The sequence below is a fragment of the Pseudomonas sp. AN-1 genome (assembly GCF_034057115.1).
Taxonomy (GTDB): domain Bacteria; phylum Pseudomonadota; class Gammaproteobacteria; order Pseudomonadales; family Pseudomonadaceae; genus Geopseudomonas.
In genome coordinates this window covers 4,559,710-4,578,514 of the sequence record NZ_CP139195.1, presented here as the reverse complement: position 1 = coordinate 4,578,514, position 18,805 = coordinate 4,559,710, and the positions used below count along the sequence as shown (strand labels likewise).

Sequence of the window (18,805 nt, the reverse complement as noted above, 5' to 3'; positions counted from 1 at the left end):
CGGCGCACCCTACGTCAATCCGCACAGCTGGCGCAGCCGCGCGGTGTCCAGATGCATCTCGACCAGGTCGGCCAGGCGCTCGATGTCGCGCTCGCGCAGGGCATGGTAGTCGGGCGTCTCCACCTCGCGCAGACCGGCCCAGCGCAGCAGCGCGCTGCACGCCGCCGGCGACTCGAACAGGCCGTGCAGGTAGGTGCCGAGCACCTGGCCGTCGACGCTCAGCGCACCATCGCCGCGGCCGTCGTCGAGGCGCACGACCGGGTTTTCCAGCCCGGCGCCGCGGCTGACGCCGGCGTGGATCTCGTAGCCGCGGACCGCGGCATCCTCCAGCGCCAGCCAGCCGCGCACGTTGCGCAGCTGCTTCTCGGCCTCCAGCACGGTGTCGATGTCCAGCAGGCCGAGGCCGCGGCTGCTCCCCGGCGCGCCCTCCAGGCCGAGCGGATCGGCGATCTCGCCGCCGAGCATCTGCAGCCCGCCGCAGATGCCGAGGACCTTGCCGCCGTAGCGCAAGTGGCGCCGGATGGCGTCCTCCCAGCCCTGCGCGCGCAGGTGGGCGAGATCGGCGCGCACGCTCTTCGAGCCGGGCAGGATGATCAGGTCGGCCGGCGGGATGGCCTGGCCGGGGCCGACGAAGCTCAGCTCCACCTGCGGGTGCAGGCGCAGCGGGTCGAAGTCGGTGTGGTTGCTGATCCGCGGCAGCACCGGCACCACCACCTTCAGGCGCTCTTCGGCCTTTGCGGCCTGACGCACGTCGATGGCGTCCTCGGCCTCCAGGTGCAGGTCGTGCAGGTAGGGCAGCACGCCGAGCACCGGCTTGCCGGTGCGCTGCTCCAGCCAGTCGAGGCCGGGCTGCAGCAGGGCCAGGTCGCCGCGAAAGCGGTTGATCACGAAGCCCTGCACGCGCGCCTGCTCGGATGGGCTGAGCAGTTCGAGAGTGCCGACCAGATGGGCGAACACGCCGCCCTTGTCGATGTCGGCGATGATGATCACCGGGCAGTCCACCGCCTCGGCGAAGCCCATGTTGGCGATGTCGCCGGCGCGCAGGTTGATCTCCGCCGGCGAGCCGGCGCCCTCGACCATCACCACCGCGTACTGCGCGCCGAGGCGCCGGTGCGAGTCGAGCACCGCCTGCATGGCCACGCGCTTGTAGTGGTGGTAGGCGGCGGCGTCCATGCTGGTGACGGCGCGGCCGTGGATGATCACCTGGGCGCCGATGTCGCTATTGGGCTTGAGCAGTACCGGGTTCATGTCGGTGTGCGGTGCCAGCTTGGCGGCCTGGGCTTGCACCGCCTGGGCGCGGCCGATCTCGCCGCCGTCGGCGGTGACCGCCGAGTTCAGCGCCATGTTCTGCGGCTTGAACGGCACCACCGCCACGCCCTGGCGCGCCAGCCAGCGGCACAGCGCGGTCACCAGGGTGCTCTTGCCGGCGTCGGAGGTGGTGCCCTGCACCATCAGGGTCGCGCCCTGCGCCATCGGGGTGGTCATGTCGTTTCCTTCGGGTAATCGACCAGCGCGCGGGCCAGCCGTTGCCAGCCGGCCTCGCTGGCGGGCAGGCCGAAGCGCAGGCTGGCCGGCTCGCTGAACAGACGCACGAGGATGCCGCGGCGGGCGAGGAAGTCGTGCAGTGCGGCGGCGTCGATGCGCGGCAGCCACTGGAACAGTGCGCAGCCGCCAGCCGGGTGCAGGTCATGCGCGCTGAGCAGTTCGGCCAGCGCCGCGCCCTGGCGCTGCAGTTCGGCGGCACGGCGCCGGCGGGCTCCGGCGTTGGCGCCATCCAGCGCCTGCAGCCCGAGGGCCCGCGCCGGCCCGCTGACTGCCCAGGGCCCCAGGCGCTCGCGCAGGCTGGCCAGCAGGCCGGGCTCGGCCAGCACGAAGCCCAGGCGCACGCCGGCCAGGCCGAAGAACTTGCCGAACGAGCGCAGCACGATCAGCCCGGGGCGGTCGCTGAAGGCGGCCACGCTGAGCTCCGGCGTGCAGTCGATGAACGCCTCGTCGACCAGCAGATGGCCGCCGCGCGCCTGCAGGCGGGCGTGCCAGGCGAGCAGCTGCGCGGGGGCGAAACGCTCGCCGGTGGGGTTGTTGGGGTTGGCCAGCACCAGCGCATCGAGCCTGTCAAGCTGGGCGTCGATGGCCGCGGCGTCCAGGCGCACCAGCCGGTGGCCGACGCGGCGCCAGGCGTGGGCGTGCTCGGCGTAGCTGAGGCCGAGCACGCCGACCCGGCCGGCCGGCAGCAGCTCGGGCAGGGCCTGGATCGCCGCCTGGCTGCCGGCCAGCGCCAGCGCGTGGCGGGCACCGTAGCAGGCGCAGGCGGCCGCCTCCAGGCCGTCGTCCTCCTCCGGCAGGCGTGCCCAGGCCTCGAGCGGGATGGCCGGCAGCGGCCAGGGCTCGGGGGCGATGCCGGTGGACAGATCCAGCCAGTCGGCCAGGGGAATGCCGTAGCGCTGCGCGGCGGCGCGCAGGCGGCCACCGTGCTCAAGCATGCAGCCAGCCTCCGAGCACCATGATGATCAGCCACAGCGCCACGCCGCGGCGCAGCAGGCTGAGCGCCGCGGCGATGCTCTCGGCGTCGGCCGGGGCGCCCTCGCCCAGTGCCGGGCGCTGGTGGACTTCGCCGTGATAGACCGCGGCGCCGCCCAGCTCGACGCCGAGGGCACCGGCGCCGGCGGCCATCACCGGGCCGGCGTTGGGGCTGTCCCACTGCGGCGCCTGGCGGCGCCAGCAGGCCAGCGCGCGGCGGGTCTGGCCGAGCAGCGCGTAGGTCAGCGCGGTGAGGCGCGCCGGCACGTAGTTGAGCGCATCGTCGAGGCGCGCCGCCGCCCAGCCGAAGCGCTCGAAGCGCTCGGTGCGGTAGCCCCACATGGCGTCGAGGGTGTTGGCCAGGCGGTAGAGCACCACGCCCGGCGCGCCGGCCACGGCGAACCAGAACAGCGCGGCGAACACCGCATCGCTGCCGTTCTCCAGCACCGACTCGGTGGCGGCGCGGGCCACGCCGTGCTCATCGAGCGCGGCGGTATCGCGGCTGACCACCCGGGCCACGCCGGCGCGCGCCGCCGGCAGGTCGCCGCGGCGCAGGGCGTCGAGCACCGGCAGGGCGTGCTCGTGCAGGCTGCGCAGGCCGAGCGCGGCGTACAGGGCGAGGATCTCCAGCGCCCCGCCGAGCAGCGGCAGCTGCACCAGCAGCCAGGTCAGCAGGGTGAGCGGCAGCACCGCCAGGCACCAGGCGGTGACGCCGTGGCTGCGCCAGCCGCCGCCGTGGGCGTTGAGGCGCGCCTCGAGACGCTCGGCCAGGCGGCCGAACAGCACCAGCGGATGCCAGCGGCGCGGCTCGCCGAGGGCGACGTCCAGCGCCACGCCGGCGCACAGGGCCAGGCCCAGGCTCATGGCTGCACGCCCCAGCAGTTCTCGAAGAGCATCCCGGCCAGCGGCTGCTCCTCGGCCCAGCCCTCCTCCACCAGCATCGGCCGCGGGTAGAACTCGCGGACCGGGCCGAGGCACAGCAGCGCCAGCGGCTCGGCGCCCTCCGGCAGGCCGAGCAGCTCGGCCAGCGCCATGGGGTCGAACAGCGACACCCAGCCCATGCCCAGCCCTTCGGCGCGGGCGGCCAGCCACAGGTTCTGGATCGCGCAGGACAGCGAGGCCAGGTCCATCTGCGGCAGGGTGCGGCGGCCGAAGATGAAGCGCTCGCGGCCGTCCATCAGGCAGGCCACCAGCAGCTCGGCGCTGTCCTCGACGCCCTCGACCTTGAGGCGCATGAACTCCTCGCTGCGCTCGCCGAGGGCCTCGGCGGTGCGCAGCCGCTCGGCCTCGACCAGCGCGCGGATCTGCCTGCGCAGTTCCACCGAGGTAATGCGGATGAAGCGCCACGGCTGCATCAGGCCGACGCTGGGCGCGTGGTGCGCGGCGTCGAGCAGGCGCGCCAGCAGCTCGGGGGCCACCGTGCCGCCGCTGAAGTGGCGCATGTCGCGGCGCTCGGCGATGGCGCGATAGACCGCGGCGCGCTCGGCCGCGCTGAAGGCGTGGGGGTTGTCAGGGGACGCTGGGGGGGTCTGGTCGGTCATGGGCGGATTGGGCGCCGGCGCCGGGCCGGCAATATCTCCAGGGGGTTCACGGGCGCAGCAGCGCGGCTGCCGCGCGTGGTGCCGAAGGCAGGTAGAAGTGGATGTAGCTGGCGGTCAGCCGGCCACTGCGGTACACCGGCTCGCGGGCGCGCCGGTGGTTGGGGCATTCGCCGTGGGCGACGGGCTCCAGCGTGCACTCCATGCGCGAGTGGTGGTAGCTGTGCCCGCGCAGGCGCTCGCCGTCCAGCTCGACCTCCTGCATGGCCAGGGTCACCAGCTTCGGCTGCATCCGCGCCTCGCCCGGCAGCAGGCCGAGCAGTTCGCCGCGGGTGCCGCCCAGGTCGGTCAGGCCGTCGAGCAGGTAGAGCATGCCGCCGCATTCGGCGAGGATCGGCTTGCCGGCGGCATGGTGGGCGCGGATCGCCACGCGCATCGCCAGGTTGCCGGCCAGCTGCTGCAGGTACAGCTCCGGATAGCCGCCCGGCAGGTACAGGCTGTCCACCGCCGGCAGTTGCCGGTCGTCGAGCGGCGAGAAGAATACCAGCTCGGCCCCCAGCGCGCGCAGCAGGTCGAGGTTGGCCGGGTAGACGAAGGCGAAGGCGGCGTCGCGGGCCACGCCGATGCGCACGCCGCGCAGCAGCGGCGAGTGGCCGAGCGACTCGGGCGCGGCGAGCTCGACCGGTGCCGGCAGCTCGAGAGAAGCGCTGGCCGCTAGGCTGGCGGCGGCGGCGTCCAGACGGGCGTCGAGGTCCTCCAGCTCGGCGGCCTGCACCAGTCCCAGGTGGCGGCTGGGCAGCTCGATGGCGGCGTCGCGCGGCAGCGCGCCGAACCAGCTCAGGTGCGCCGGCAGGCAGTCGCGCAGGATCTCGCCATGGCGCGCGCTGCCGACCCGGTTGGCCAGCACGCCGGCGAACGGCAGGTCGCTCTGGTAGCTGGCCAGGCCGTGGGCGATGGCGGCGAAGGTCTGCGCCATGGCCGAGCCGTCGATCACCGCCAGCACCGGCACGCCGAAGCGCCGCGCCAGGTCGGCGGCCGAGGGCGTGCCGTCGAACAGGCCCATCACCCCCTCGATGAGGAGCAGGTCGGCTTCGCCGGCGGCCTGCCACAGCCGCCGCCGGCACTCCTCCTCGCCGACCAGCCAGAGGTCCAGCGCATCCACCGGCGCGCCGCAGGCGCGGGCGAGAATCATCGGGTCGAGGAAGTCCGGCCCGCACTTGAACACCCGCACGCGCCGGCCCTGGTTGACGTGGTGGCGGGCCAGCGCGGCAGTGACGGTGGTCTTGCCCTGCCCGGAGGCGGGAGCGGCGATCAGCAGCGCGGGACAGTGGCGCACGTCCATCAGAACTCCACTCCCTTCTGCGCCTTCACCCCGGCCTGGAAGGCGTGCTTGACCAGGCCGATCTCGCTGACCGTGTCGGCCGCCTCGATCAGCCCGGCCGGCGCACCGCGGCCGGTGACCACCACGTGCTGCAGCGGCGGGCGCGCGGCGATATCCGCCAGCACGCGCTCCAGCGACAGGTAGCCGTACTTGAGGGCGATGTTCAGCTCGTCGAGCACCACCAGGGCGATCTGCGGGTCCCGCAGCAACGCGCGGGCCACCGCCCAGGCCTCTTCGGCTTTCTCGATGTCGCGCTGGCGGTCCTGGGTCTCCCAGGTGAAGCCCTCGCCCATCACGAAGTAGCGCACCTCCTCGGGGAAGCGGCGGAAGAAGGCTTCCTCGCCGGTGCTCGCCGCGCCCTTGATGAACTGCACCACGCCGGCCCTGAGGCCGTGGCCGAGGGTGCGCGCCAGCATGCCGAAGGCGGCGCTGCTCTTGCCCTTGCCGTTGCCGGTGTTGACCAGCAGCAGGCCGCGCTCGGCACTGGCCTCGGCGATCTTGGCGTCGACCACCGCCTTCTTGCGCTGCATGCGCGCCTTGTGGCGCTCGTCGCGCGCCAGTTCGTCCTGAGTGCTCATCGGCTCGCCTCCACGCCACGGGCCTGCTTCCAGGCATGAGCGGCGGCCAGCAGCAGCGCGGCCGCGCCGACGTACAGGGCCAGCGCCTGCAGCGACTGCGGGTAGTAGGTGGCGATGCGCGGCAGGAAGCCGGCCAGGGTCGCCTCGGGGTAGCGACCGGAGAAGAACCAGAAGCCGCCGCTGGACAGCAGGTGGCAGGCGAAGCTGGAGGCGAGCAGGCAGGACAGCAGGCGCGGCGGCGCCGCGAGGTCGTCGCGGTGCCAGCCGGCATAGACCCGGCCGCCGAACCACAGCGCAGCGTAGGCCGGCAGCAGCAGCCAGTAGGCCGGGGTCACGCACCAGTTGCTCGCCCCGCCCCAGGTCACGGCGACGAGATCGAGGGCAACCGCCTCGAGGAACAGCGCCGGGAAGGCCAGGCGCGCCGGCAGCAGCACGCCGGCGAGGAAGAACACCGCCCAAGAGGCGCTGGGCAGGTTGAGGTCGCCGAAATGGTGGCCGCGGGTCATGGCCAGCAGTGCGGCCAGGACGATGCCGATGGCCAGGCGGCTGCGGGGGGAAAGGTCGAGCATGGTGGAACTCCTCGGGTAGATGGCATCGGATGGTGTAGCTGGCGCTGCAAAATGTCGGCGCCGTGCTGGGTTTACAACAGCTGCGGGGAAAACCTCTGCCCTGCCAGCGCCCCTGTCTCAGAGCGCCTGGTAGCGCACTGTGAAGTACACCGCCTGGCCCGGCTGGTTGTAGCCGGCGGCGGTCTGGTAGTCGGCGTCGAGCAGGTTGCTCACCCGCGCCTGCAGGCGCCACTCGTCGTCGAGGCGGTACTCGCCGCGCAGGTCGAGGCTGGCGTAGCCGGACAGTTCGGTCTGGTTTTCCAGATCGTCGTAGGCCGAGTCCCGCGCGTAGAGCGTGCCGCCCACGCTGAAACGGCCGAAGGCGCGGTCGACGTCGAGGTTGAAGGTCTGCCCGGGGCGCCGGCTGAGATCCTTGCCGTAGTAGGCAATGCCGGAGCGGCTGGAGCGCCTGGAGCGGTTTTCGGCGTCCATCAGGCTGTAACCGGCAGTCCATTCCCAACCGCGCAGGTCGCTGCCGACCTGCAGTTCGAGGCCGCGGATGCGCGCCTCGTCGACCCCTTGCGCCAGGCTTGCACCGTTGACGCGCACGCTGCTGATCAGATCGTCGACACGGGTCCGGTACACGCTGGCCGTCCAGTGCCCCCAGCCGGGGCTGCCGTTCAGCCCCAGCTCGACAGTCCGCGATTTCTCCGCATCCAGCGCGGGGTTGCCGTAGCCGGGGTAGTACAGCTCGTTGAAGGTCGGCGCCTTGAAGGCCGTGCCGTAGCTGGCATGGACGCGCAGCGTCGGGCCCAGGGCGTAACCCCAGGCGGCGCTGCCGGTATCGTGATCGCCGAACTGCTGGTTGTCGTCGCGGCGCAGCGCCAGCTGCCAGTCGTGACGCCCCGACCCGCCGAGGTACTGGGCGAAGTAGCCGTCATTGTCGCGCGAGTCCTCGGCGTAGCGCCTGGTGCTGTCGATCTCGTCGTGCTGATGGTCGACGCCCAGCACCAGGGTATGGCCCGCGGCCAGGGTCACGTCGCTCTGCCAGGACAGTGAGTCGCGACGGGTGTCGTAACGCGAATTGAAGCCACCGTCCTCGAAGGCGTCCGACCGGTCCTCGCTGCGCCCGGCCTGCAGGGTCACCAGCCAGGACTCGAGCGGGGCAAGGCGTGCGCGCAGGCCGGCGACCTTCTGCACCCCCTCGGTATAGGCGTCCTCGCCCGTGGTACTGTCGAAATCGTTGTGCGACTCGGCCTGCAGGAAGCTGCCGTCCAGTTCCAGGCCGTTGGCGAAGCGGTGGCCGGCGCGCAAGGAGCCGGACAGGTTGCGGTAGCCGTCGCTGTCGTCCTCGTAGCCGCTGGCGCCGCGCGGCTTGACGTTGATGCCGTCGGTGTCGCTGGACGAGACGCCGAGGCTGAACCAGCTCGCACCGGAGCGCCCGGACAGCCCGGCGCTGCCGCTGTGACTGTCGTGGGTGCCCGTGCCCGCCGAGAGGAACGGCCGCAGGCCGGCGCCGCCGTCCCGGCGCGTGAAGATCTGGATCACCCCGCCGATGGCTTCCGAACCGTACAGGCTGGAGCGCGGACCTCGGACGATCTCGATGCGCTCGATCAGCTCCACCGGCAGATCCTGGAAGGCGGCACTGCCGCTGGTGGCCGAACCGACCTTGATGCCGTCGATCAGCACCAGCACGTGGTCGGACTCGGTGCCGCGCAGGAACAGCGAGCTGCTCTTGCCCGGGCCGCCGTTGTTGGCCAGCGTCACGCCCGGCACGCCGCGCAGCAGCTCGGGCAGCGAGGCGGCCTGGCGGCGCTCGATTTCGGTGCGCTCGATCACCGTCACGGAGGCCAGTGCGTCGCTGGCCGTCTGCGTCGTGCGGCTGGCAGTCACCAGCAGGGGCTCGACCGACAGCGCTTCGTGCGCCAGGACGGGAATGGAGGAAAGACTACACAGCACGACGATTGTCGGCCGCAGAAGGGCATGTCTCATCGATCACTCTCTGCATCGCGCTCACCCGCGCGATTGGCTTGCGAAGGCATGCAGAGGACCGGACGACGAACGGACAGCAGGACACGCAGGCCGCCCACCCGACGGGTAGCGCCCTCCGCGATACCGTGGATGCGACAGGCCGGTCTCCGGGCTTGCGAGCGGAACCCGAGGGTTCCCGAATCCACGCCTTCCCGTGTCTGGACACAGTGGCCTGGCAGTTGGCGGACGCCTCTGGAGCGTCGCGCATCTGCCGGTGTGGCTTCTCGACTCGCCTACCGTTGCGGGGGCAGCGCCGGCTTGGTATCAAAATTGCAATGAAAAATCATTACATATACGCACCGGCTTCCCTGTTTCACCCCTCCGAGTCTGGACTGGGGGGCACCTGAAGCAGGTGGCGCAGGTTAGAGACTTGCCGGACGGGCGTCAAACTTTCCGCCCCTCCCGCGCGACTCTCCCGGCCTGAAGCGGAATTGCCAAACAGTTCACAAAACCGAGGCTTCGCGACAAAGCCCACAAGCGGACTATGGCCTTTACTGCGACATCGTGATACTGAAAGCCCACGCACCTTCGCGTGGGGCTTACAGAACAAACCACTAAAAGTAAGTCGAAACGTTTACAGCAAGGATAACCTTCATGGGATTCGTCATTTCCTGGTCGCCCGAGTACGCCACGGGCATCGATATCATCGACGAGCAGCACAAGCGCATCTTCGAATATCTGTCCGAGATCGATCACGCCATCAAGGCCCAGTCGACCAGCGAGGTCGAGTACGTGATCAAGGCCCTGCTCGACTACGCCATCTCGCACAACACCTTCGAGGAAAGCCTGATGGAAAAGGCCGGCTATCCGATGCTGGACGCCCACCATCAGGTGCATGAAGCCTTCAAGACCCGCGCCGAAGCCTACGGCCAGCGCCTGAGCAACGGCGAAGACCACTTCCGCCTGGCCCGCGAAGTGCGCACCGACATCGGCCTGTGGCTGACCAACCACATCAAGCGTGACGACAAGCACTACGTGCCCTTCGTCAAGAAGAGCCTGGACGGCGGCTTCGTGTCGCGCATGCTCGGCAAGTTCTTCGGCTGATCGCCTTGGCGGCGATCGACCAGGCCTGCAGGCCGGCTACCAGACCGGACCTGCAGCGCAGGCAGTAGCAGTCCCCGATAACAACAATAAAAGAGACGAACACCCATGCCATCCAGCCAACTCCGGCCTGCCATACACATCCACACCTCCAGGGGAGGCCTGACTCAGGGAACGAGCAACAACCCCAGCACCTGATATCCATCCAACCGCACGGACCACGAGGACGTGCGTGCCCGGTCAGGCTGACGCCTGTCACCGATGGCTACCGGCGAGCAGGACGAGCGCCGGCGGAAGATATGCAGGGCACCACGCCAGCGCGATTCAAACGTTCACAGGACAAGGGATCTACGCCATGAGCTTTGTCATTTCCTGGACAGCAGAATTCGAAACCGGCATCGATATCATCGATGAGCAGCACAAGCGCATCTTCGAGTATCTGGAGGAGATCGACCACGCGATCAAGACGCGCAACGCCGACGAAGTCGAGCACGTCATCAAGTCGCTGATCGACTATGCCATCTCCCACAACACCTTCGAGGAGAGCCTGATGGCCAAGGCCGGCTACCCGATGCTGGAGGCCCATCACCAGGTGCACGAGGCCTTCAAGGCCCGCGCCCACGCCTACCACGAGCGCCTGGGCAAGGGCGAGGAAACCTTCCGGGTGGCCAAGGAAGTGCGCACCGACATCGGCCTGTGGCTGACCAACCACATCAAGCGCGACGACAAGCACTACGTGTCCTTCGTCAAGCGCAACATCGAAGGCGGCTTCGTCGCCCGCATGCTCGGCAAGTTCTTCGGCTGATCGCCACAAAGGTCCAGCAGACAAGAGGGCCGGTCGCGAGACCGGCCCCTTCGTTCAGACAGGCATAGCCTCAGTTGGCGACCAGCCGCTCGCGATTCTTCTCCAGCGTCGCCGCACCGATGCCCTTCACTTCCAGCAACTCGTCCACCGAGGTGAACGCGCCGTTGGCCTCGCGATACTCGACGATGGCGCGGGCCTTGGCCTCGCCGATGCCGTTCAGCTCGCGCGCCAGGGTTTCCGCGTCGGCGCTGTTCAGATCGACCTTGGCCAGCGGCGCTTCGGCCGTCGCCTGAACCGCCACCGACGGGGCGGCAGACGCCGGTGCCTCGGCAGCCGAGGCCAGCGTGGAGAATCCGGTGAGCAGGGCGAACAGCAGGGAGGAAACACGCAGTTTCGACATGATCGACACTCCTTGTGTCAGTGACGGGGTACCGCCGCGATCCTGGCGGCCCATCGACACTAGGCCATGGCAACGCAATCGCCAATAACCCATGCGACATGAAGGGCCTTTTTTTGCAGCGGGGCGACGCAGTCGACATTTGCCGCACACCGCGCGCGTTCAGGAGGCAGGGGAACGCCGCCGGTAGCGCACCTGCGGGTGGTTGCCGACGCGGCGCACCTCGAACAGGTCGATGGCGGCGAACAGGTCGATCAGCCGCGAATAGCCGTAGTTGCGCGGCTCGAAGGAGGCCTGGTTGGCAATGCGCGAGCCGACCAGGCCGAGCGGCGCCCAGCCATCGTCGTCGGCGGCGTACAGCACCGCGTTGCGCAGCAGGTTCATCAGCTTGCTGTCGCCCTTGAGCTGGGGGGCGCTGCGCCGGCTGACCAGCGCCACCGCCGGCGGCACGCAGGCCACCCCCTCCTCCTCGGCCTCGGCGGGGTTGGCGCTGGTGCCCAGCGGCTGGATGGTCACCTCTACCGGCATGTCGTCGAGGTAGACGAAGCGCGAGCAGGCGTTGACGTAGGGTTCCGGCGACTTGCGCTCGCCGAAGCCGATCACCTGCTTGCCGTCGGCGCGTAGGCGGGTGACCAGCGGGGTGAAGTCGCAATCCGAGGACACCAGGCAGAACACCTCGACCGGCTTGCCGTGCAGCACGTCCATGGCGTCGATGGCCATCGCCATGTCGGTGGCATTCTTGCCCTTGACCAGGTCGAACTGCTGGATGGGCTGGATGGCGTGCTCGTGCAGCACCTGCACCCAGGACTCCAGCCGCGGGCTCTTCCAGTTGCCGTAGGCGCGGCGGATGGACACCACGCCGAGCACCGCCAGTTCGGCGAGGATGCCCTCGATCTTGCGGCTCGGCGAGTTGTCGGCATCGATGAACAGCGCTACGCGGACATTCTGCACGGGGCTGCCCTCATCCCGCGGTCGATGCCCTCAGCCTAGCCCTTTAGCGCCTTCTTCGGGTAGATGTCGTAGCGGCTGGACTTGCCCTCCAGCTGGTGGGAGGGCCTGGGGCCGTCGATACACGGCGCCTTGCGCGGGCGCTTGACCACCACCCGGTGGCTGGCCAGCGCCAGCGCCGCCGCGAGCAGCGCCGGGGCGTCGAGGTCGTCGCCGACCAAGGGGCGGAACAGGCGCATTTCCTTCTTCACCAGCGCGCTCTTGTCGCGGTGCGGGAACATCGGGTCGAGGTAGATCACCTGCGGCGGCTCGCCGGCCCAGCCCTGCATCAGCTCCACCGCGTTGCCGGTCAGCAGCTGCATCTGCGCGACGATCGGCGCCACCTCGGGGTCGCGGGCGGCGCGCGCCAGGCCGTCCTCGAGCAGCGCGGCGACCAGCGGCTGGCGCTCGATCAGGGTCAGCGCGCAGCCGAGGCTGGCCAGCACGAAGGCGTCGCGCCCCAGGCCGGCGGTGGCGTCGAGGATGCGCGGACGCACGCCGCTCTGGATGCCGACTGCCTTGGCGATCATCTGCCCGCTGCCGCCGCCGAACAGGCGCCGATGGGCGCTGGCGCCCTCGACGAAGTCGACGCGCACCGGCCCCGGCGCATCTGGACCGAGGTCGACCAGTTGCAGGCCGGCGTCGCCCAGCTGCAGGGCGAATTCGGCATCGCCCTCCTCCGCCAGTCCGAGACGGGTCGCCCACTGATGGGCGGCCGCGACATGGGCGGGACTCAGAGCTTCGACGCGGACACGGACGGGGCTGACGGACATCGGGGCTACCGGGCAGGAGAAAGGGGGCGCCATTCTGCCAAAGATCGCCTCAGCGCGCAGGCGCGCGGCCGAGCAGCACCCAGGCCACGCCGCCGAGCAGCAGCGCCGCGGCCAGCAGCAGGCGCGCCCCGAAGGGCTCGCCGAGCAGCAGCACGCCGAGCAGCGCGGTGATCAACGGCACGCTGAGCTGCACGGTGGCCGCCTGGGTGGCGCGCAGCGCCGGCAGCACCGCGTACCACAGGGCGTAGCCGACGCCCGAGGCCAGCGCGCCGGAGAGCAGCGCGTAGAGCACCCCGGCGCCGTCCAGCTGCGCCCAGGGCAGGCCGGCGAGGCCGAGCAGCAGGGCCAGCGGCAGGCAGCGCAGGAAGTTGCCGGCGGTGCTGCCCGTGGCGTCGCCGACGCCGCGGCCGCGCAGCGAGTAGACGCCCCAGGCCACCCCCGCCAGCAGCATGGCCAGCGCCGGCAGCGCCGCCGGCGCGCTGGCGCCGGGCAGCAGCAGCACGGCCAGCCCGGCGCCGGCCAGCAGCAGGCCGCAGCCCTGTCCCGCCGTCAGCCGCTCGCCGCGCCACAGTCCCCAGAGGATCATGCTGGCCTGCACCGCGCCGAACAGCAGCAGCGCGCCGGTGGCGGCGGACAGCTGCAGGTAGGCCCAGGAGAAGCCCGCCGCATAGGCGAACAGCGCCAGCGCCGACGGCCAGCTGCCGCCCAGCACTGCGCGCGCCGCCCGCTGACGCAGGCGCACGATCAGCCACAGCGCCAGGGCGCCGGAGGCGAGGCGGATGGCGGTGAAGCTGGCGGCGTCGATATGGCCGTCGCGCAGGGCGATGCGGCACAGCAGCGAGTTGGCGGCGAAGGCCAGCATGGCCAGGGCGACGAGCAGCGCCAGGCGCGGCAGGGGCATGGCAGACAATCCAGTCCGTGGTGGTGCGGCGAGGGTAGCGCGAAAGAGCCGGGCAGGCGATGGACGCGGGAATGCGCTAGTGATCGGGGAGGCGCCACCATCCACTCGATCGAGTTGGCACGGCTGACCGGCTGACCTGTAGGGGCGAATTCATTCGCCGGCACGGCCCCGTCGGGCGAATGAATTCGCCCCTACAAGAGACCGAGCTGTTCGCCGCTGCTGCTCTCGGCCAGCGCCGGCAGGCCGGGCAGGCGCGCCATCAGCTGCGCATGGAAGCGCCGCGCCAGCTCGGGCGCGCGGTGGTTGTCGGGGGTGTGCAGGTAGACGTGCGGCGCGCGGCCTTCCTCGATCCAGGCGGCGACCTTGTCCAGCCAGGGGGCGAGGAAGGCGTCGTTGGCTGCGAGATCGGGATGGCCGATGAAGCGCACCTGCGGCTGGCGGGTGAAGGCCGCCGGGCGCGGCGGCACGCGCGGTTTCTTGCTCTGCGCATGGAGCACCGCCGGACTGCGCTCGGTGCAGCTGAACAGCGCGCGCGAGTCGAGGCCGATGCGCTCCACGCCGCGCTCCAGCAGCAGGCGGTTGAGCGCCTTCTCCTCGTCGCCGCGGGCGAAGAACGCCGGGTGGCGCACCTCGACCGCCAGGCCATGCGGCGCGGCCAGTCCGTCGATGAAGGCGGCCAGTTCGGCGAGCCGCGGCGGGCCGAAGCTGGCCGGCAGCTGCAGCCACAGCGGTGCGACCCGCGCGCCCAGCGGCGCCAGCAGCTCGAGAAAGTCGCCGGCGGCGGCGAGATTGGCGCGCAGGTCACCCTCGTGGCTGATGTCGCGCGGCAGCTTGGCACAGAAGCGGAAGCCTTCCGGCATGGTCTGCGCCCAGCGCGCCAGGGTGGCAGCGGCGGGCCGGGCGTAGAAGGTGGTGTTGCCTTCCACCGTATTGAACACCCGGCAGTAGGCGGCGAGGAAGTCGCGGCTGGCGCTGCCGGCCGGATACAGGCCACCGCGCCAGGCCGGCTCGTTCCACGACGGACAGCCGAGGAAGTACGGCAGCACGGGCCTCAGCCCTTTTTCGGCGTGGCCACGTTGTCGCGCAGGTAGACCGGCTGGGCCTGCTCGGCCGGCACGGCCTCGCCGCGCGCCCAGGCGAAGGTCGCCAGCTGCAGCAGATCCTCGGCGTGCGGCAGCAGGCCGGCATCCATGGCGCTGACCGCCAGCGGGATGCGCGCCGCATAGCCCCAGCCGGTGCCGGCGCCGAACCACTCGCCGTCGGTGCCGCGCGGCAGGGCGGCCTGCTCCGGCGGCAACACCGCTTCGACGCCGGCCAGGCGCATCTCGCCGCCCTCCAGCTGGTAGCAGCCCCAGTAGACCTCGTCCATGCGCGCGTCGATGGCGGCCGCCACCCGGCTCGCGCCCTGCTCGCGGTGGGCGCGCTGGGCGAGCACGGCGAGGTTGGAGACCGGCAGCACCGGCCGGTCGAGGGCGAAGGCCAGGCCCTGGACCACGCCGACGGCGATGCGCACGCCGGTGAAGGCGCCCGGGCCGCGGCCGAAGGCGATGGCGTCGACCGCCGCCAGGGCGATGCCGGCCTCGGCCAGCACCTCCTGGACCATCGGCAGCACGCGCTGGGCATGCAGGCGCGGGATCACCTCGTAGCGGCTGAGCACGCGGCCCTCGTGCAGCAGGGCGACGGAACAGGCTTCGGTGGCGGTATCCAGGGCCAGCAGGGTGGTCATGACGGTATCCGGTGTGATGGCAAACGGGCGGGCATTGTAAATGCAAACGGCCCGCACAGGGCGGGCCGCTTGGCACAGCAGGCGAGCGATCAGCTCAGCGCGGCGAGCACCTTGGCGGTGATCTCTTCGACGCTGCCGACACCCTCGACGCGCGAGTACTTCGGCTTGCCGGCGGTCTGCGCCAGGTCCTGGTAGAAGCCGACCAGCGGCAGGGTCTGGGCGTGGTACACGTCCAGGCGCTTGCGCACGGTCTCTTCCTGGTCGTCCTCGCGCTGGATCAGGTCCTCGCCGGTCTCGTCGTCCTTGCCAGCCACCTTCGGCGGGTTGTACTGCAGGTGGTAGGTGCGGCCGGAGGCCGGGTGCACGCGGCGACCGGACATGCGGCTGATGATCTCCTGGTCTTCCACGGCGATCTCCAGCACGTGGTCGATGTCCACACCGGCGTCGCGCAGGGCTTCGGCCTGCGGGATGGTGCGCGGGAAGCCGTCGAACAGGAAGCCGTTGACGCAGTCGGCAGCGGCGATGCGCTCCTTGATCAGGCCGATGATGATCTCGTCGGAGACCAGGCCACCGCTGGCCATCACGTCCTTGACCTGCAGGCCCAGCGGGCTCTCGGCCTTGATCGCGGCACGCAGCATGTCGCCGGTGGAGATCTGCGGAATGCCGAACTTCTCGGTGATGAAGCGAGCCTGAGTACCTTTGCCGGCACCCGGTGCCCCCAGCAGAATCACACGCATCGTATTGCTCCTGAAAGGATGTAGAAAACCCTGGATTCGCCTCGCGGGGCCAATCTCGAAATTCTTGTCTTCGCCCCTAGCATGAAATGGGGCGGCGAAAAAGCAGACCAAAATACACAGCCGGCCAGCCGGACACAAGATGCCGGCTGTCCTAGTATTGATCGTTTCACCCGGTGTTGCGCAAGCCGGCGGCGATGCCCGCGACGCTGACCAGCAGGGCCCGTTCCAGCGGTGTTTCGCCATGCTCGGCGAGGCGCCGCGAGCGGGCGAGAAGCTCGACCTGAAGCAGGTGCAGCGGATCGAGGTAGGTGTCGCGCACGCTGATCGACTCGCGCAGCACAGGGTCACTGCCGAGCAGCTGCGCCTGGCCGGTCAGCGCCAGCACCATGCGCTCAGCCTGCGACAACAGGTCGCGCAGTTGCTCGCCCAGCGGACGCAGCTCGTCGCTCACCAGGCGCTCGTCGTACAGCCGGGCGATGCCAGCGTCGGCCTTGACCAGCACCATCTCCAGCATGTCGATGCGCGTGCGGAAGAACGGCCAGTGTTCGCGCATCTGCTGCAGCAGCGCCGCCTCGCCGCGCGCCACCGCCGCGGCCAGCGCGGTCTCCCAGCCCAGCCAGGCCGGCAGCATCAGCCGCGTCTGGGTCCAGGCGAAGATCCACGGGATCGCCCGCAGGCTCTCCACCCCGCCGCTGCGCCGGCGCGCCGGGCGGCTGCCCAGCGGCAGGCGGCCGAGCTCCTGCTCGGGGGTGGCCTGGGCGAAGTAGTCGACGAACTGCGGATGCTCACGCACCACCGCGCGGTAGGCCGCCACGCCGTCGGCGGCCAGGCGCTCCATCAGCGCCCGCCACTCGGCCGTGGGCGCCGGCGGCGGCAGCAGGGTGGCCTCCAGCACGGCGGCCAGATAAAGGTTGAGGTTCTGCTCGGCCAGCCGCGGCAGGCCGAACTTGAAGCGGATCACCTCACCCTGCTCGGTGACGCGGAAACGCCCGGCCACCGAGCCCGGCGGCTGCGAGAGGATGGCCGCGTGGGCCGGACCGCCGCCGCGGCCGACGGTGCCGCCGCGGCCGTGGAACAGCAGCAGCTCGACGCCGTGACGCGCGCACACCGCGACCAGCGCCTCCTGGGCGCGGTACTGGGCCCAGGCCGCCGCCACGGTGCCGGCGTCCTTGGCCGAGTCGGAATAGCCGATCATCACCTCCTGCGGCCCGGCCAGGCGCTCGCGGTAGGTCGGCAGCGCCAGCAGGCTGTCGATCACCGCGCCGGCGTGCTCCAGGTCGGCCAGGGTCTCGAACAGCGGCACCACGCGGATCGGCCGGCGCAGCCCGGCTTCCTTGAGCAGCAGCTGCACCGCCAGCACATCGCTGGCGGCGCCGGCCATGGAGATCACGTAGGAGCCCAGCGCCGCCGCCGGCGCCTGGGCCACCACCCTGCAGGTGGCCAGCACCTCGGCAGTGTCGGCCGCAGGCCGGTGGTCGGCCGGCAGCAGCGGGCGCGGGCTGGCCAGTTCGCGCTGCAGGAAGTCGAGACGCTGCGCCTCGTCCCACTCGGCATAGCGGCCGAGGCCCAGGTAGGTGGTGATCTCGTCGAGGGCAGCACGGTGGCGGCCGGCGTCCTGGCGGATGTCCAGGCGCACCAGGCACAGACCGAAGCAGTGGGCACGGCGCAGGCTGTCGAGCAGCGGGCCGTCGGCGATGGCACCCATGCCGCAGGCGCTCAGCGAGTCGTGGCAGAGCAGCAGCGGCTCGAGCAGCTCGCCGATGTCCTGCAGCACCAGCGGGCCCGGCGCCAGGCCGGGGCTCTCCAGGGCGGCGACGGCCCAGTCGCGGGTGGCGAACAGCCGCGTGCGCAGCTGGCGCAGCAGCGCGCGGTAGGGCTCGGGCGCCTCGCCGACCCGCGCGCGCAGCGCCGGGCTGGCCTGATGCATGGACAGGTCGGTGATCAGCCGTTCGAGGTCGCGCAGGTGCAGCTCGGCGGCCAGCCGCCGCGCCAGCAGCAGCACCTCGGCGGTGACCGCGGCGGTGACGTTGGGGTTGCCGTCGCGGTCGCCGCCCATCCACGAGGCGAAGCGCACCGGCGTGGCGTCCAGCGGCAGGCGCGCATTGCAGCAGGCGCCGAGCAGCTCGTCGACGCCGCGCAGGAACTCCGGCAGCGCCCGCCACAGCGAGTGCTCGACCACCGCCAGGCCCCACTTGGCCTCGTCCAGCGGGGTCGGCTTGCTGCGGCGGATCTCCTCGGTATGCCAGACCTCGGCCAACAGCCGGCACAGCTCGCGGCGCACCCGCGCCTGCTCGCGTGGCGCCAGGTCGGCGTGGTCGCGCGCGGCCAGGCAGGCGGCGATGTCGTCGTACTTCTGGATCAGCGTGCGCCGCGCCACCTCGGTGGGGTGGGCGGTGAGCACCAGCTCGATGTCCAGCGCGGCGATCTGCCGGGCCAGGCTCTGCGGCGCATGGCCGGCGGCCTGCAGGCGGCCGAGCAGCTCGCCGAGCACGCGCTCCTCGAAGGGCGGCGCCTCGTCCGCCCGCCGGCGGCGGATGCGGTGGTACTGCTCGGCGATGTTGGCCAGGTTGAGGAACTGGTTGAAGGCCCGCGCCACCGGCAGCAGCTCGTCCTCGGCGAGGGCGTCGAGGGTCTCGCCGAGCTGGCGCGCGCCCTCGGCCGAGCCGCGGCGCGCCGCCTTGGCGCCCTGGCGGATGCGCTCGATCTTGGCCAGGAAGTCCGCGCCGCGCTCGGCCCGGAAGGTGTGGCCGAGCAGCTCGCCCAGCAGGTGGACGTCCTCGCGCAGCCGTGGATCGATCTCCGCCATGCCCGCCTCCTCCGTCCTCGCCAGTGCCGCCCCGTGCGG

18 protein-coding genes and 1 riboswitch are annotated in these 18,805 nt (G+C 71.2%); of the genes, 2 read left to right on the top strand and 16 right to left on the bottom strand.

Annotated elements, in window-relative coordinates; translation table 11 throughout:
* Positions 1 to 9 precede the first annotated feature (9 nt).
* The 8 genes from SK095_RS21540 to btuB all read right to left on the bottom strand — a co-directional run bounded on the left by SK095_RS21540 (position 10) and on the right by btuB (position 8,554).
* Positions 10 to 1,473: a cobyric acid synthase gene (locus SK095_RS21540; RefSeq protein ID WP_320548937.1), complete on the bottom strand. Its 1,464-nt coding sequence runs from the start codon at positions 1,471 to 1,473 to the stop codon at positions 10 to 12.
* Positions 1,474 to 1,481: 8 nt separating this feature from the next.
* Complete coding sequence (gene cobD / locus SK095_RS21535) at positions 1,482 to 2,480, bottom strand: threonine-phosphate decarboxylase CobD (RefSeq protein WP_320547462.1); 999 nt, start codon at positions 2,478 to 2,480, stop codon at positions 1,482 to 1,484.
* The gene (cbiB, locus tag SK095_RS21530; protein WP_320547461.1) at positions 2,473 to 3,381 is read right to left on the bottom strand and encodes an adenosylcobinamide-phosphate synthase CbiB; all 909 of its coding nucleotides are present in this window, start codon (positions 3,379 to 3,381) and stop codon (positions 2,473 to 2,475) included. The genes cobD and cbiB overlap by 8 nt, the downstream gene beginning before the upstream one ends.
* The gene (gene bluB, locus SK095_RS21525) at positions 3,378 to 4,058 is read right to left on the bottom strand and encodes a 5,6-dimethylbenzimidazole synthase (protein WP_320547460.1); all 681 of its coding nucleotides are present in this window, start codon (positions 4,056 to 4,058) and stop codon (positions 3,378 to 3,380) included. Before bluB ends, cbiB begins: the two co-directional genes overlap by 4 nt.
* 46 nt (positions 4,059 to 4,104) lie before the next feature.
* A complete protein-coding gene (locus SK095_RS21520) occupies positions 4,105 to 5,397 on the bottom strand; it encodes a cobyrinate a,c-diamide synthase (RefSeq protein ID WP_320547459.1) in 1,293 nt (430 codons plus the stop codon).
* Complete coding sequence (gene cobO / locus SK095_RS21515; protein ID WP_320547458.1) at positions 5,397 to 6,014, bottom strand: cob(I)yrinic acid a,c-diamide adenosyltransferase; 618 nt, start codon at positions 6,012 to 6,014, stop codon at positions 5,397 to 5,399. The genes SK095_RS21520 and cobO overlap by 1 nt, the downstream gene beginning before the upstream one ends.
* Entirely contained in the window at positions 6,011 to 6,583 is a 573-nt protein-coding gene (locus tag SK095_RS21510) for a hypothetical protein (RefSeq protein WP_320547457.1), read from the bottom strand. The genes cobO and SK095_RS21510 overlap by 4 nt, the downstream gene beginning before the upstream one ends.
* Positions 6,584 to 6,700: 117 nt before the next feature.
* Positions 6,701 to 8,554 carry a TonB-dependent vitamin B12 receptor gene (btuB, locus tag SK095_RS21505; RefSeq protein ID WP_320547456.1) on the bottom strand — a complete coding sequence of 618 codons (1,854 nt, stop codon included), beginning with the start codon at positions 8,552 to 8,554 and terminating at the stop codon, positions 6,701 to 6,703.
* 119 nt (positions 8,555 to 8,673) lie between these two features.
* Positions 8,674 to 8,955, bottom strand: a riboswitch (cobalamin riboswitch).
* 232 nt (positions 8,956 to 9,187) lie between these two features.
* On the opposite strand from btuB, the gene SK095_RS21500 reads away from it, so the two are divergent.
* Both SK095_RS21500 and SK095_RS21495 read left to right on the top strand, forming a co-directional pair.
* Entirely contained in the window at positions 9,188 to 9,637 is a 450-nt protein-coding gene (locus SK095_RS21500; protein WP_136490909.1) for a bacteriohemerythrin, read from the top strand.
* 352 nt (positions 9,638 to 9,989) lie between these two features.
* Positions 9,990 to 10,439, top strand: coding sequence for a bacteriohemerythrin (locus SK095_RS21495; protein WP_136490908.1), 450 nt, complete (start codon positions 9,990 to 9,992; stop codon positions 10,437 to 10,439).
* Positions 10,440 to 10,509: 70 nt separating this feature from the next.
* On the opposite strand, the gene SK095_RS21490 is transcribed toward SK095_RS21495, so the two are convergent.
* The 8 genes from SK095_RS21490 to ppc form a co-directional block, all read right to left on the bottom strand.
* Positions 10,510 to 10,839 (bottom strand): ComEA family DNA-binding protein, encoded by a 330-nt coding sequence (locus SK095_RS21490; RefSeq protein WP_320547455.1) that lies wholly within the window; start codon positions 10,837 to 10,839, stop codon positions 10,510 to 10,512.
* Between the two features lie 159 nt (positions 10,840 to 10,998).
* A complete protein-coding gene (locus tag SK095_RS21485) occupies positions 10,999 to 11,787 on the bottom strand; it encodes an NYN domain-containing protein (protein WP_320547454.1) in 789 nt (262 codons plus the stop codon).
* Between the two features lie 35 nt (positions 11,788 to 11,822).
* Positions 11,823 to 12,596, bottom strand: coding sequence for a class I SAM-dependent methyltransferase (locus tag SK095_RS21480; RefSeq protein ID WP_320547453.1), 774 nt, complete (start codon positions 12,594 to 12,596; stop codon positions 11,823 to 11,825).
* A 49-nt stretch (positions 12,597 to 12,645) separates the two neighbouring features.
* Complete coding sequence (locus SK095_RS21475; RefSeq protein WP_320547452.1) at positions 12,646 to 13,497, bottom strand: DMT family transporter; 852 nt, start codon at positions 13,495 to 13,497, stop codon at positions 12,646 to 12,648.
* Positions 13,498 to 13,688: 191 nt separating this feature from the next.
* On the bottom strand, positions 13,689 to 14,543 hold the full coding sequence (locus SK095_RS21470) for a DUF72 domain-containing protein (RefSeq protein ID WP_320547451.1): 855 nt from the start codon (positions 14,541 to 14,543) through the stop codon (positions 13,689 to 13,691).
* Positions 14,544 to 14,548: 5 nt separating this feature from the next.
* Positions 14,549 to 15,223 (bottom strand): tRNA (adenosine(37)-N6)-threonylcarbamoyltransferase complex dimerization subunit type 1 TsaB, encoded by a 675-nt coding sequence (tsaB, locus tag SK095_RS21465; protein WP_320547450.1) that lies wholly within the window; start codon positions 15,221 to 15,223, stop codon positions 14,549 to 14,551.
* An 89-nt stretch (positions 15,224 to 15,312) separates the two neighbouring features.
* The gene (gene adk, locus SK095_RS21460; protein ID WP_136490901.1) at positions 15,313 to 15,960 is read right to left on the bottom strand and encodes an adenylate kinase; all 648 of its coding nucleotides are present in this window, start codon (positions 15,958 to 15,960) and stop codon (positions 15,313 to 15,315) included.
* 166 nt (positions 15,961 to 16,126) lie between these two features.
* Positions 16,127 to 18,766 (bottom strand): phosphoenolpyruvate carboxylase, encoded by a 2,640-nt coding sequence (ppc, locus tag SK095_RS21455; protein ID WP_320547449.1) that lies wholly within the window; start codon positions 18,764 to 18,766, stop codon positions 16,127 to 16,129.
* Positions 18,767 to 18,805: the final 39 nt, after the last annotated feature.